Source organism: Natrinema sp. DC36, from assembly GCF_020405225.1.
In the GTDB taxonomy this organism is placed as follows: Archaea; Halobacteriota; Halobacteria; order Halobacteriales; family Natrialbaceae; genus Natrinema.
In genome coordinates this window covers 1,568,731-1,583,138 of record NZ_CP084472.1, presented here as the reverse complement: position 1 = coordinate 1,583,138, position 14,408 = coordinate 1,568,731, and the positions used below count along the sequence as shown (strand labels likewise).

Here is a 14,408-nt window from a genome sequence, read left to right as displayed (position 1 = left end):
TTACTGCAGTTGATCAAATCGTTTGGTATCCGTGTGACAGACCCATGATTACCCATACCACCCACACGCATCGGTTCAGTTTCGACTGCCAACGGGCCGCCGTCGGCTCCACGATCACCCGCCCCGAGGGAGTATGAAGCCAGCACCGTTCACCCACCACCGACCGGAGACGGTCGACGAAACCCTCGAGCGCCTCGAGGAACTCGAGGACGCCGAACTCCTCGCGGGGAACCAGTCGCTCGGTATCGTGATGGCGAACCGGCTGGCGACGCCCGACCACCTCGTCGATCTCAACGGCGTCGACGAACTCGCGTTCATCGACGTGGACGACGACGCGGTCAGGATCGGGGCCATGACCCGGCACCGAACGATCGAGCGCTCCGACCGACTCGCCGAGACCATGCCCATGCTCCCCGAGTCCGCCGGACAGATCGCCGGTCCGTCGGTTCGCAATCAGGGGACGCTGGGCGGAAGCATCGGCGAAGCCGATCCGGCCGGGAACTATCCCGCAGCGCTGGCCGCGCTCGAGGGGACGATCCACCTCCGTTCGCTCGACGGGACCCGCGACGTCCCCGTCGACGAGTACTTCATCGCCTACATGTTCACGGACCTCCGCGAAGAGGAGCTCATCGAGTCCGTCTCGATCCCGACGGAGCCGTTCCCGCCCGAGCGAACCGGGATGACGTTCCTCGAGCTCAAACGGGCGGCCCAGACGTTCCCGACCGTCAGCGCGGCGACCTCGATCCGGGTCGACGATCCGACCGCGGACGAACCAATCGTCGAGGACGCCCGGATCGCCATGGCGAACGCCGCCGACATCCCGCTTCGCGTCGAGGACGCCGAGGCCCACGTCGAAGGTGGCTCGCTCTCGGCGGAGGCCCTCGAGGCAGTCGTCGAGACCGTTTCGTCAGCGGTCACCCCCGAATCGGAGATGCACGCCGATCGGGACTACAAGGAGGAAGTGGCCGGCGAGTACGCCAAACGCTCGCTCGAAACGTCGTACGAACGCGCAGTAGCAACCGAGACATAATGTTAGAATTCACCGGCGAAAACGAGATGGAACAGTCGAAAGAGGAACTCTGGCCGTACTTTACGGACACCGATATCCTCGCCGAGTGCGCGCCCGGCTGCAAGGAGATGACCCTCGTTTCACCACACGAGATCGAGGCGGTCATGGCCGTCGGCGTCGGGAGCGTCAAGCCCGAATTCGACGTCGACGTCGTCGTCACTCGCGCCGATCGGCCGGACGTCCTCGAGATGAAAGCGGTCGGCCACGCGCCGCGAAACGAGTTCGAGACGGTCGCGCAGATGGAACTGAAAGAGAACGCCAGCGGCGGTACGACCGTCGTCTGGTCGGCGACCGCCGACGTCTCCGGAACGATCGCGAGTCTCGGCGGCCGCGCGCTCAAGAGCGTCACCAAGCGGCTGGTCAAGAAGTTCTTCTCGAAGATGCAGGCGAAAGCCGACGAGGGCGTCGAGGCCGAGTCCGAACTCGAGGCCGCGCCCGAGGAAGACGCCACGCTCGAGACGGACGACTAATCGCGCAGTTTTCGGCCGAGCGCGGCCCCGATTTCGTTTCGGCCCGTTCGATGGTTTTCGGTCCGTTCGATGTGTTCTCGCTCGAGTGTCGACTGTCGGTTCGACAGCGCGTTCTCGGGCCGTCCGTTCGCCGGGCTGTGGAGAGAACGGACACTTGCCACTCGGCGGTGCACTGTCGCTACTCGGGGAAGCACTGCCGTTCCGTGCGGATAGTGCGGGAGTGTTCCGTGCGAATAATGCGAGAGTGTTCCGTGCCGATGGTTCGAACCGAACAGCGAACGAACGGGAGCGGAGACGCCGAATCGCCTACTCTTCGGACTCGCGGAGCTTCCGTCGGAGGTGGTCCGGGGCGACGGGGATCTGATTTGCGGGTTCCTCGACCGAGAGCGGATCGAGGGCCGCGTTGATCGAGGTCGCGATGCTCGCGGGCGCATCTATCATCCCGCCTTCGCCGACTCCTTTCGCGCCCGTTTCGGTGAACGGTGACGGCGTCACGGTGTGTTCCATCTCGATCTTCGGCACGTTCTCGATCGACGGCAGCAGGTAATCGAACAGCGTGATCGCTTGGGGCTGGCCGTTCTCCTCGTAGCCGAACTCCTCGAGCAGGGCGGCACCGATCCCCTGTGCGATGCCGCCGTGGGCCTGCCCCTCGACGATCATCGGGTTGAGCATCGTTCCGCAGTCGCGGACGGTGTGGAACGTGAGGATCTCGACCTGACCGGTCTCGACATCGACCTCGACGATGGGCGCGTTCGCGCCGAACGCGGCCGTCGGGTAGACCGGAAGCTTCTCCGTCAGCGCCTCGTCGAACTCCTCGAGGCCCGTCGCGGGATGGTCGTAGTTGTAGCTCACGCGCGTCCGCCGCTCGCCGGCGGCGTTCGTCTCCGCGTCGAGTTCGGCGATCTCGGCCAGCGAGAGCGAGTCGCCGCCGCCGAGCCGATCGACGGTCCCGTCGTGGTAGGTGACGTCGTCGGTCGAGACGCCCCAGTGGTCGGCCGCGAGTTCCTCGACGTTGGCGAGGAGTCGCTCGGCGACGCCGACCGTCGCGCCCGACAGCATGACGGCCATGCGGGACGCCGCGCTTCCATACTCGGTCGGCGCGTCGACGCTGTCGAGGTAGCCGACGTCGATGTCGCTCGGTAGGACCTCGAGTTCGTCCGCGAGCAGCTGAGAGACCAGCGTCTGGTGGCCCTGTCCGGAGGAGTCGGTCGCGAGGAACGCGCGGACGGAGCCGTCCTCGCGGATCTCGGCGCGGAGGTGCTCGGGCAGTTCCTCGACCTCGTCGCGGGAGCGCGTCGCGAGATCGTCCTTGTCGGTCCGCTGGCGGTCGGTCCAGTCGGAACCGCTTGCGCCGGGCTCGATGATGACGCTCGGCTGGACGCCGCGGTACTTCCCTTCCTCGCGTTTCGCGGCGACGATCTCGGGATCCAGCAGGCCGCCGTCGCGCTCGTCCGCGATGATCTCCTCGATCCGGTCGAGCGTCGCGGGATAGTCGCCCGAATCGTAGAGGTTCTTGGAGGGGAGCGTGTACGGCATCTGCTCGGGTCGGATCAGGTTCCGGCGGCGGAACTCCGTCGGATCCATGTCGAGCGTTCGAGCCGCCTCGTCGACGATCATCTCGAGAGCGTAGATGTGTGGATCGACGCCGAACCCGCGGTAGGCGGTCTGGGACGTCTTGTTGGTCAGTACGAGGTCGTACTCGTAGGTGACGTCGTCGATCTCGTAGGAGTTCGTCAGCACCGACAGCGGCTTGAGCACCTGGTTGATCGGATAGCGGGGGTACGCGCCGAAGTCGTCGACGAACCAGACGTCGAGTCCGCGCATCGTTCCGTCGTCGTCGACGGCCATCCGAATCCGATACTCCCGGTCCGAGGAGTGCATGTCCCCGCCCTGGAGGTTCTCGAGCCGGTCTTCCTCGAACTTCACCGGGCGATCGAGTTGCTGGCTCGCCATCGACGTCAGGCAGCAGTAGCGGTGGATGCCGATCTTCGTCCCGTAGCTGCCGCCGACGTCGGCGGGGACGTTCACCCGCACGTCGTCGGCCTCGTAGCCCAGCGTCTCGTAGATCATGTCGTCGACGAGGGTGTGCAACTGGATGTTACAGTCGATGTCGAAGGAGTCGGACTCCTCGTCGTAGGTGGCGACGGCGCCGGCCGTCTCGAGTGGCACCCCCGAAATGCGTCCCCACGTGTACTCCCCTTCGACGACGTGATCGGCGTCCTCGAACGCCGCGTCGGGGTCGCCGAACTCGAGGCGTTCGTTGTCGACGACGTTCGAGCCGACGGATTCGTGGAGCACGACCTCGTCTTCGCGAGCGGCCATCCCGTCGGCGACCGCCTCCATGGCCTCGTACTCGACATCCACCAGGTCGGCGATGTCCTCCGCGGCGTATCTGTCGGACGCGACGACGGCGACGACCGGTTCACCGACGAATCGGACCTTCTCGTCGGCCAGCGCCCACTCGGGGAGTTCGACCGGCTCGCCGCCCTCGCCCGTCGCGACGCGGCCGACGCCGGTCGGCATCGGGTTGTAGTCTGCCTTGATATCCTCGGCGGTGAGGACGAGTTCGCAGTCGGGGTGGGCCTCCGCTTCCGCCGTATCGATGGAGACGATTTCGGCGTGGGCGTGCATGCTGCGCACCAGCGCCATGTGCAGGCAGTTCTCCGGCGTGATGTCGTGGATGTACTCGGCTTCGCCCGTCAGAATGCGGTGGTCCTCGACTCGCGGGAGTCCCTGCCCCGTGAACGACTCGCGGCTCGAGTCCGATTCGGCGTCGGCGTCGGTTTCGGCCGGGTGTGACGTAGACATGGTCAGTCCTCCATCGCGTCGGCGGCCCGTTCGACCGCCTCGTAGATGTTCTGGTAGCCGGTACAGCGGCAGATATTGTCCGCCAGCCCCTCCTCGATCTCCTCGCGCGTCGGATCCGGATTCTCCTCGAGGAGTTCCTTGGTCGCCATCACGAAGCCGCTGGTGCAAAAGCCACACTGGAGCGCGTGGGTCTCGTGGAACGCTTCCTGAATGGGATGTAGCGAGTCCGTCTCCTCCTCGGCGAGTCCCTCGACGGTCTCGATCTCGGCACCGTCGGCCTGAACGGCGTAGGAGAGACAGCTCTTCGTGGTCCGCCCGTCCTGCTGGACGGTACACGCGCCGCAGACGCCGTGTTCACACCCCACGCGGACGCCGTGGAGGTCGCACTCGTACCGGAGGAAATCCGAGAGTTTGAGTCGCGGTTCGACTTCCGCAGTGACCGGTTCGCCGTTGACGATCACGGTGATCTCTTCGGTCGGTCGTTCGGCAGCACCGTCTGTGCTATCAGTACTCATGGAATATGTTCACTCTACCTCCGAACAGCCCATAAACGTTGTGTTGCGATCCGGGTGCCCGCGCGTTCGAACGATTACACTCAAGTAGGGTGGGAAGAGTACACATTGTATGGTCGAATCGACTGTAGACCTTCGAGTGGTCAACGCACGAGTGGTCACTCCTGATGGTACTATCAACGGCGGAGTCGCGGCGAACGACGGCGTCATCGTCGGCGTCGGCACCGAATCGAACCTCCCCGAGGCCGATCGAGAGATCGACACCGAGGGCAACTATCTGATCCCCGGCTTCATCGATCCGCACGTCCACTGGGGGCTCTCCCGGTACGAGTTCGACTACCACGAGGGCCTCGAGCACGACTTCGAGACCGAGACGCGCGGGGCGATCCACGGCGGCGTGACGACGGTCGTCAACTTCCTTCTCCAGAAGGAACCCTACCTGCCCGACATGGACTTCTTCAAGCGTGCGGGCGAGGAGAACTCCTACATCGACTTCGCCTACCACGCGATCGTCCACCAGGACCACCACGTCGAGGAGATCGAGGAACTCGCCGCGGAGGGGATTCGATCCTACAAGATCTTCTTCAACTGGTACAAGAACGCCTCCCCCGAGCTCGGGATCGACCACTCCGACGCGGGCGGCGTCTACAAAGTGCTCGACAGGGTGTCCGATATCCCCGGCGGCGTCGTGATGTTCCACGCAGAGAACGAGGACCTCGCGATCGAGCGCCGGAAGGAACTGCAGGCGGAGGGACGCAACGACCTCGAGGCCTGGTCCGAGTCGGCCCCGAACATCTGCGAAGCGATGCAGATCGAGCAGATCGGCCGTCTGACCGAGTACACCGACTCTCGGGCGTACATCGTCCACATGAGCACGGCCGAGGGCGTCGACATCTGTAAACGCTACCAGGAGCAGGGCGTCAACCTCCACGCCGAGACGCTGCCGGCGTTCCTCTCGCACACCTACGAGCAAGAGGACCTCGGCGTCTGGGGGAAGATCTCGCCGCCGCTTCGCGGCGAGGAGAGCAAGACGCGCCTCTGGGAAGGGATTCGAAACGGCGTCATCGACTACGTCGGCACCGATCACTGTCCGCACAAACTCGAGTTCAAGGAGAAGGACACGGGGAAACACGGCGACATCTGGGACGCGATTCCCGGCGACAACAACGGTATCGAGTACTTCCTGCCCGTGATGATGAGCGAGGGCGTCAACAAGAATCGCGTCAGCATGGAGCGCCTCGTCGACGTCTGTTCGACCAACAACGCCAAGCGCTGGGGACTGTACCCGCGCAAAGGCGCACTCGCCGAGGGCTCCGACGCCGATATGGTCATCGTCGACCTCGAGAAGAGCACCGTCGTCGACGACGACTTCTACCACACGATGGAGCCGGGCTACTCCACGTTCCACGGCGACGAGCTGACCGGGCTCCCGACGCACACGATCGTCGGCGGCGAGGTCGTCGTCGAAGACGGCGAACTGCTCGCCGAACCCGGCGACCGGAACTACCTGCCCCGCGGCCCCGAGGGCGTCTCGCTCGAGTGAGCCATGAGTGACGTCGTGGGCGTACTACTGGCCGCCGGTACCGGTTCGCGGTTCGAGGACGGCAACAAGCTGCTGGCTCGACTCGAGAACGAACCGATCGTCAGTCACGCAGCGCGCACGCTCGCGACGTCACCGCTCGATCACACGATCGGCATCGTCGGCCACGACGCCGAGCGCGTCCGTCCCGTGGTGGCGGCGTTCGTCGACGATACGATCGATAACGACGACTACGACCGCGGACAGAGCCGCTCGGTTCGACTCGGCGCTCGCGCCGCACGCGACGCCGATGCGGACGCCGTCCTCTTTCTTCCCGGCGACATGCCCTGCGTCGATCCGGCGACCGTTCGAGCGGTTGTCGACGGCTACCGCGACGGCAACGAGGGAATCGTTGCACCGATCGCCGACGACCGTCGCGGAAATCCGGTACTCTTCGATGCACGCCACTTCGACTCCCTGACGGCCGTTTCGGGTGACGTCGGCGGCCGAGCGCTGTTCGAGTCGGCCGACGTCCGTCTCGTCTCCGTCGACGATTCCGGGATCGCGGTCGACGTCGATACGGTGGCCGATCTCCGACGCCTGCGTTACTCCGGATGCGACTGAACCCGGTCGTGAATCGGTCCCTCCCGATCCCGTAGCCGCCCGCCGTCACGACCGTTACTCGCCGCGACGACCTCTCCGACGATGCTCAGCGCGATTTCGACGGTCTCTCCGCCACCCAGATCGAGACCGACCGGCGTGGCGATGCGGTCCCGGTCGGCCGCCGACAGCGTCACCCCGTCGTCCTCGAGGGCCTCACGGATCCGCTGAAATCGGTCGCGCGGTCCCATCAGTCCGATGAACGTGACTTCGGTCTCGAGCAGCGCCTCGAGGGCGAGCCGGTCGTCGAGGAGATTGTGAGACATGAGTACGACCGAGGTCCGGTCGTCGACTAACTCCGCGAGATCGGTCGGGTGCGTCGCGACGACGCGATCCGCGTTCGGAAACCGGTCCGGGTCGGCCTGCCCGCCTCGCGCGGTCGCGACTGTCACGTGGAGACCGACCGACCGCGCGAGCCGCGAGACCGGGCGGGTATCGGGCTGGCCACCGAATATCAGCAGCCGGTCGATCGGGTCGATTCCGTCGACGAAGACGTCGACGGATCCGTCCCCCGTCGTCACGGTTACCGTCTCGGACCGACCTGTGGCCGCCAGTTCCCCGGCTCGCTCGGAGACGGCCTCGAGAACGGACGACGGGAGTGACGGCTCGTCGGTTTCGATCGGCGTTCCGTCCGCCGTGAGACTCCCACGGGCACCCACCGGAACTGACGCCGTGTCATCGATTACCGTGACGAGTGCGATCGACTCCCCACGATGATACGCCTCGACCGGCGCTCGCCACGATCGGGTCACTGGTTCGACCAGTATGTCGACGACCCCTTCACACCCGAGACCGAGGCCCCAGCCATCGTCGTCGGACGTCAGGTCGAACGTCACGACCTCCGGCTCGCCCGCCCGACGAACCTCGCTGGCGACGTCCGCGAGGGGCCCCTCGAGACAGCCGGCCGTGATACCGCCGAACGCCGAGTCGTCGGGCCCGAACAGCATCTTCGCACCCGGTCTGCGGTACGCGGAGCCGTCGACGGCGATGACGGTCGCGACTGCCCACGACCGGTCTGACTGAACGGCGTCCTCGAGCAACTCGAAGAGGTCGAGCGTCGTTATTCCCCACGGGTCTTCGTTCCCTGTCCGACTCATACTCGCACACACTGGCTCGAATAGTATATGTGTTATTCCGCACCACGCCCGTTCCACGATACAGGACGGAACTCGAGCGGGGGTTCGTGAGTATGTGCTTCGAACGAGTCGTTTCTGAAGTTGCAGTGATGAACTGCATGGGGGATTTAGAATCGGAACGTGTACGACGCAGGAAGAATAGTAAACAATTGTCCGGGAAAATGAGTGCCGTTCTACGACACCGAACAACTATGTGGGTGGGACCACATACCTACTCCATGGCAGAGGAAGGCACGACCGGCATACAAGCGATCGAGCGGACGTTCGGAATCGTCGAAGCGATGATCGAACTCGAGGGAGCGGGAGTGACGGAACTGGCGAATCACGTCGACCTTCCGAAAAGTACCGTTCACCATCACCTGTTAACGCTAGAGCGAGCGGGGTACGTCGTCCGAGACAACGGCGAATATCGAACGGGATTGAAATTCCTCCGAGCCGGCGAACGCACGAGAGGACAGCATGCGCTGTACCAGGTCGCTCACTCCGAAGTCGAGAAGCTCGCCGAAAAGACCGACGAAATTTCGGGGTTGATGGTCGAAGAACACGGAGAGGGCGTGTTCATCTACCGAGACAGCGGCGCAGAGGCGGCCCATATCGACACCGGCATCGGAGACCGCGTGCCCCTCCACTGTACGGCGCTCGGAAAAGTCATTCTGGCACACCTCCCTGACGACCGGCGCGACGGTATCATCGACCGATATGGCCTGGTCCGTATCACCGAGAATACGATCACGGACGAGGACGCCCTCCGCGAGCAACTCGAGGAAATCCGCGAACGGAAGATCGCGTTCGACGACGAGGAGCGGTTGAACGGGCTCCGAAGTGTCGCCGCGCCCATTTTCGACGCTACCGGTCAGGTTATCGGGTCGATCAGCGTTGCCGGCCCCACGCATCGCATGCAGGGTGCGTATTTCTACGAGGAACTCCCGGAGACGGTTCTGGGAATCGCGAACGTAATAGAGCTCAACATTCAACATCAGTGACTTCCGTTTCACGATATAGAACGGCGGGCTGTCGGCCGTCCGTTCGATCTCGATTTCCCTTCTGCTCTTTCCGCCCGTCTTTCTCCGCCGTTCGGACCCTAAATTGTATAATGAGATCGATAAAGCGGCCGTTTACAATTATACGGTTGTAAAGCCAAATGACTGGGAGCGGTCGGGCATCCCGTTGCGGAAGTGCGATGCAAAGGGGCCGTAGTAACCGGAGCGCGAGACGGGCGAAAATAATTCGTTTACTGCGACTGACGGCGGAGATGATGAGTTTGCTCCACGGTATTCGATGACAAGAGAATCGTCGTCATGGTTCAGGACCATTTTGAGTTACATCCATACACTTGTAAATGCAGCCGCGGTCGACAGCAGCCGTTCGGAGCCGACTACAATCGGAAGTGACACAGCTCGAGGCGTACTCCACGGACGTGATGACGTACGTGTGAATCCTCTTGGCAACGAGCGTCTTCCTCGGCGCTTGTACCGAATCCGGGATGATCACTGAAATGCCGGGCATCCTGGTTCGATCGTATCGGGGCGGATAGTCGTACATAGCGGCCTCGTCGGCCGTATCGCGATGCCAGCGAGCCTCGTGTTTAGCCACGGTATTTTGGTATAGGCATATATAATTTATGACGGGGAGATTTGGGACGTTCCACGCCTCTACCCACAGATGTCGGGAGAATTGGACATATGAATACTGCACTTGGTTAGCTCAATAATCAAGCGTACTTTTATGAGAATCACCTTCCTGTCCGAACTACGAACGATAGAATCCAACAGGAAATCGGCTCTCGAGGGTGAGACCGTGACGAGACACACGGCTATCTCGCACCACACAGTGGACATCGCGGTGCCGGCGAGGAAGTGATCGCGGTCGTCACCCGTACGGATGACGAGTTGACTCCTGACGAAATCGTTGCATGGGGCGCCGAGAACATGGCCGCATATAAGCGCCCGCGGGAGGTACTGATCCGGGACGAGATGCCGCTGACGGACATGGGCAAACTCGACAAGCAGGCACTCAAAGAGGAGGTGCTGTAGGCCATACAGTGTTGAGCACTGACGGAGCGCGGGCTCGACGCCACGGTAGCCCTACGCAGCTTCGGGCCGACAGTAAAGAAAATTGATTCGCAGAATTTTCGTGTGCCTTCGGGCCAGCCAAAACGTCGTAGGCTGTTGTTGTGCCTTCTGCGAATCGGTACGATGGCAGTAGGAATGACATGGCTATTACACGCGGATAGAGAGAGAGGGGGCGGCGATGGTGCTGCATGCCAGTGGCACCGCATGGTCACTTTCGATCTCGTCGGGAACCCACGAGTGAGTCTCGGTGAGGAAGATCGTGTTGCCTACAACAAGAGCCGTTTGGACCATAATTGATGCTTTGTCTGTCAGTATTAGAGGGGCATAGTATTGTTAATATGTAACAAGAATGTGGGGTCTCGGTTTTTTGTTGACGCAATCGTTAGACGACAAGGAACTGCCAAACCGATGCCTTTCTGCACCGAATAACAGAGAAATACGGTTTCTGTGACACAGTCTTTCTCGGCGATGGACACGGATATCTAATTATTTTCTCCTGGTCAAGGGTGAGTAGTCAGCTCGACTGTGTCGAGCGAAACAGCATCGAAAAGTGATTTAGGACCGAAAATACGGGTTGGCTGCCTCCATTCCTCATAAGTTGACCATCGGGAAGTGTTCGTGTATATATTGTGTGTCTCTCCCACTACTACAATAGATAATAACTTCACTAGTCAAGATCCATATAAACTACGGTAGATATCTCTGGGGTTTGTGCTTCGGACCGTATTCGTCGGTACCAGGAGAACGCTCGATACCTGCAGATGTACGAGGAACTGGTCGATCCAGAAGAGTACTCGGTATAAGTACAAGTAAGGCAGCAGACGCTCGCTAGCTGTGCCTTCTGCGACGCCCCGCCCGGTACCAAGACGGGCGAGACGCATTCCTGTGGACAGGACGAGCGGGTCACTCACGCGATCTGTGTCGACTCCGCCATCCAGACGCGGTCGGACCCAACGAGCGCAACCACCACGCCTGCGACGGCTGTGGACTCGTCGACGACTTGCTCGTGGCGTCACCGGCGTTTCACGCCGGGTTCCAGCAGGAAGGTCCCGCCTGGCTCACGCGGTTTCGCGTCGAATATAGCCATCTCGAGGGACTGATTCAGCTCTGCGACCGCTGTAGCCCGGCGGGCCAGCCACCTCCTGGACACGCGACCTCGAAGCGCATCGCGTGTCTGGCCGCCCGTCGGACGGGAGGCCATCGACACGAGCCCGGAGATGCTCATATCGTACACACGAAATACGAGGTCGTCGTCCCAACGACGGTCATCGAGGAACTCCAGGAGATTGCCTCGTACGATGATGCACACGTCGTGCTGCAACCCCGTACTCGACCGAACTGAGACGCTCGAGACACGATTGGTCGACCTCGATGCGGAGATTCCGCTTGATGACGGCGAGAACGCCGCTGTCACCCTCGCGAACGAACTCGATGCTACACTGTTTCTCTGTGACGAGTTCAACCAGCTCGGCTTGATCCACGCATCGCTCGCTGATACTCGGCTCGTGACGACGTCAACGCTGCTCTCGGTCCCCGTTCGAACCGAACAGACGAGTCGTTACGATAAAGGTTATAATGTGCGTGTAAAACACCATCCTATGAACGATCAGCCTGCCGTCTTCGCTAACGGATTAACAAAGCGATATGGCGATACGACCGCCGTTAGTGGTCTCGATCTTTCTATCCCGAGTGGATCAGTCTACGGATTTCTCGGGCCAAACGGCGCAGGGAAAACCACGACGATGCGACTGTTAACTGGGCTTACACGGCCAACCAATGGAACCGGTTCCGTTGCTGGCGTCTCAATCACGGACCGAGACGGCCTCCGCACGCAGATCGGATACTTACCCGAGGAACCACCACTGTACGACCAGGCGACGGCCTCCGAACAGCTCGAATACGCCGCCGGCCTCCGCGATCTCCCCGCGGAAGCGACACGCGACCGAATCGATGCACTCCTCAGCAAACTAGATCTCACGGCAGATGCTGACACGCGGATTGCGGACTATTCGAAAGGAATGCGGCAGAAAACAGCCTACATACAGGCCGTCCTCCACGAACCCAATGTGGTCTTCCTTGACGAACCCACATCTGGGCTGGATCCACGCGCTGCACGGACGCTCCGGGGAATGATTACGGAACTCGCCAACGCGGGAACGACCGTCTTCCTCTCGACGCATATCCTCCCTGTTGTCGAGGAGGTCGCCGACACGGTCGGAATCCTCTACGACGGAGAGTTGGTCGCCGAAGGGTCGCCCGCTGCTCTCGAACGCCGCGCAGAGACCGGTGAGACGCGCTCGTTGGAGGATGCGTTCCTCGAACTCACGACCGACGAGCGCGGTACCGCAGGAGCAGCGGACGGTGAGGCCAGTGCCGCCGATACCGCGAACCAGCGGGTCGTCGGGGAGAACACCGATGGCTGAATCGGGCTGGTTCGGGCATGCCATTCGGATGGGCTGGTTCGACTATCAGCGTTCTGTCCGGGCGATTCGGGACGACACTGGTCGGCTGATATTGATGGCTGGCGGTGTAGTGCTCCCGACGCTCCTGCTAACGGGACTCGCGGTCCTGTTCGTTCCAGAACTCCGGGGGACGGATCCAGCGTTCTCGGTAAACCGGCCCGTTAGAGGAACGCTCGCCATGCTCTGGATATTTGGTGTATTCATGCTCGCGCAGCGGACGACAACGGCACACAGTAAACCGGTCGCCGATGCGTTCGTGCTGACGTCCGTCTCACCTAGAACCGCCGTCGTCGGGGGCATCGTCGCCGAGAGCCTGCGAGTGCTGACGTATGCGTTCCCGGTCGGCCTCCTCCTCGCCCTTGCCGGGGCGTACGCCTTCAGTTCACCACTGCCCCTTCTGGTAGTCCCGCTGGTCGGCAGTCTGTACGTCGCCAGCGCAGTCACGGCCGGTCGCCTGCTGGGATATTGTGCCGCATGGCTCGTGGCCACGGTGCCGTTCGTTGCTCGTCACAAGGGCGTGCTGGGCGGGACGGTTACGATGCTGTTCTTTGGTACCTACTTCCTGTTCCAAGTACCGCAACTGCCGATCTCTATCAGTCAAGCCACGCTCGGAGTGATTCCGACTGGGTGGCTCGCAGACTTGCTGGTGGTTGGCACGCCCATCGGCTGGTCGTCGACACACGTTCTCGGGGGAGTGGCCGCGGTTGGTGTGGTGCTCGTCGGTGGAGGCTGGCTGGCCGAGCATATTGCAACCTCGTTCTGGTTCGACGAGCCAGTCGACGTTTCTGACACCGGCAAGACCCCCGTCTCCACCCGCATGGAGGGCGATCAGCGAGCCCTTGAGCGGGCCATCAGCCCCCTTGGCGTACCGTTCATCACCGGCCCAACCCGTCACGTTGCTGAATGGTCCCTTTTGCGAGCGCGTCGGGAACCCCAGCGGTTAAACTTCCTGCTGATCCCGGTGTTCGGTGGCGGCTCAGCAGTAGTGAGCATGATGCTACAGGGGTACGGCTCGCTCGCGATACTGGGACCGGTCAGCGCCGTGTTGCTGGGGTGGACCGCCGGCGCGGCGTTCGGTCTCAACCCGTTCGGTGACGAGGGAGTCGTCCTGCCGACGACCCTGACCGCCGTTTCGGGTCGGGCGTTCGTCCGCGGGCTCATCGCCCCGAGTCTGCTGTTCACGCCCGCCATCACCGTCGTCACGCTCGTGACGGCACTCGTCGGAGGATACGGACTACTGGCAGCGATAGCGCTGACACTGATCGGATGCTTCCTCACCGTCGTCGGGGCGATACTCGCACCGATACTCGGAATGCGGCTCCCGCGCTACAGCGCCATTCGCATCGGCAACAGCGACGGAGTACGACCACCCCGGTTGCTCGCAGGTGTGCTTCACGTTGTGTCGGTGTGGCTTCCCGGCGCGGCGCTGGTTGGACTCGTGGCAGCACCGGAGTTGGTGAGGCTGGCGCTCTCTGGGATCGGTTACGTTCCAGGATTCGTTCTCGGGTTGATCGCCGACGGCGGAGTGTTCACCACCCTCGCGTTGTCGCTGACCGACGCTGGTGCGACAATTCGGGGGCTCCCGCTCACTGCCTTCCGGGGCGGATTCGGCATGCTGCTGGTTTTCGGTGGACTACTAGTCGCTTGGCGCGCCTATCGTGGGGCGATACGACGGTTCGAGACCCACGAACTGCACTGAC

The 14,408-nt window shown here is 62.4% G+C and carries 11 protein-coding genes and 2 pseudogenes; 10 read left to right on the top strand and 3 right to left on the bottom strand.

What is annotated here, in order from left to right:
- Positions 1 to 133 precede the first annotated feature (133 nt).
- On the top strand, positions 134 to 1,030 hold the full coding sequence (locus LDH74_RS08480; protein ID WP_226042069.1) for an FAD binding domain-containing protein: 897 nt from the start codon (positions 134 to 136) through the stop codon (positions 1,028 to 1,030).
- Positions 1,030 to 1,539 (top strand): SRPBCC domain-containing protein, encoded by a 510-nt coding sequence (locus LDH74_RS08475; protein WP_226042068.1) that lies wholly within the window; start codon positions 1,030 to 1,032, stop codon positions 1,537 to 1,539. Before LDH74_RS08480 ends, LDH74_RS08475 begins: the two co-directional genes overlap by 1 nt.
- Positions 1,540 to 1,845: 306 nt before the next feature.
- On the opposite strand, the gene LDH74_RS08470 is transcribed toward LDH74_RS08475, so the two are convergent.
- Together LDH74_RS08470 and LDH74_RS08465 are read right to left on the bottom strand one after the other, a co-directional pair.
- Positions 1,846 to 4,347: a xanthine dehydrogenase family protein molybdopterin-binding subunit gene (locus LDH74_RS08470; RefSeq protein WP_226042067.1), complete on the bottom strand. Its 2,502-nt coding sequence runs from the start codon at positions 4,345 to 4,347 to the stop codon at positions 1,846 to 1,848.
- A 2-nt stretch (positions 4,348 to 4,349) separates the two neighbouring features.
- Complete coding sequence (locus LDH74_RS08465) at positions 4,350 to 4,862, bottom strand: (2Fe-2S)-binding protein (protein WP_226042066.1); 513 nt, start codon at positions 4,860 to 4,862, stop codon at positions 4,350 to 4,352.
- A 109-nt stretch (positions 4,863 to 4,971) separates the two neighbouring features.
- On the opposite strand from LDH74_RS08465, the gene LDH74_RS08460 reads away from it, so the two are divergent.
- Positions 4,972 to 6,402: an amidohydrolase family protein gene (locus tag LDH74_RS08460; protein WP_226042065.1), complete on the top strand. Its 1,431-nt coding sequence runs from the start codon at positions 4,972 to 4,974 to the stop codon at positions 6,400 to 6,402.
- A 3-nt stretch (positions 6,403 to 6,405) separates the two neighbouring features.
- A complete protein-coding gene (locus LDH74_RS08455; protein WP_226042064.1) occupies positions 6,406 to 7,002 on the top strand; it encodes a nucleotidyltransferase family protein in 597 nt (198 codons plus the stop codon).
- On the opposite strand, the gene LDH74_RS08450 is transcribed toward LDH74_RS08455, so the two are convergent.
- A complete protein-coding gene (locus LDH74_RS08450) occupies positions 6,984 to 8,135 on the bottom strand; it encodes an XdhC/CoxI family protein (RefSeq protein WP_226042063.1) in 1,152 nt (383 codons plus the stop codon). The genes LDH74_RS08455 and LDH74_RS08450 overlap by 19 nt on opposite strands.
- A gap of 257 nt (positions 8,136 to 8,392) precedes the next feature.
- On the opposite strand from LDH74_RS08450, the gene LDH74_RS08445 reads away from it, so the two are divergent.
- The 6 genes and pseudogenes from LDH74_RS08445 (at position 8,393) to LDH74_RS08420 (ending at position 14,407) form a co-directional block, all read left to right on the top strand.
- Entirely contained in the window at positions 8,393 to 9,157 is a 765-nt protein-coding gene (locus tag LDH74_RS08445; RefSeq protein ID WP_226042062.1) for an IclR family transcriptional regulator, read from the top strand.
- 873 nt (positions 9,158 to 10,030) lie between these two features.
- A complete protein-coding gene (locus tag LDH74_RS08440) occupies positions 10,031 to 10,207 on the top strand; it encodes a hypothetical protein (RefSeq protein WP_226042061.1) in 177 nt (58 codons plus the stop codon).
- Between the two features lie 953 nt (positions 10,208 to 11,160).
- A pseudogene (locus LDH74_RS08435) lies at positions 11,161 to 11,437 on the top strand (hypothetical protein); the annotation flags it as partial.
- Positions 11,438 to 11,480: 43 nt separating this feature from the next.
- Positions 11,481 to 11,796, top strand: a pseudogene (locus LDH74_RS08430) (hypothetical protein); the annotation flags it as partial.
- 48 nt (positions 11,797 to 11,844) lie between these two features.
- Positions 11,845 to 12,669 carry an ABC transporter ATP-binding protein gene (locus LDH74_RS08425; protein WP_226042060.1) on the top strand — a complete coding sequence of 275 codons (825 nt, stop codon included), beginning with the start codon at positions 11,845 to 11,847 and terminating at the stop codon, positions 12,667 to 12,669.
- Positions 12,670 to 12,763: 94 nt separating this feature from the next.
- On the top strand, positions 12,764 to 14,407 hold the full coding sequence (locus tag LDH74_RS08420) for a hypothetical protein (protein ID WP_226042059.1): 1,644 nt from the start codon (positions 12,764 to 12,766) through the stop codon (positions 14,405 to 14,407).
- The last annotated feature ends 1 nt before the right edge of the window (position 14,408 follow it).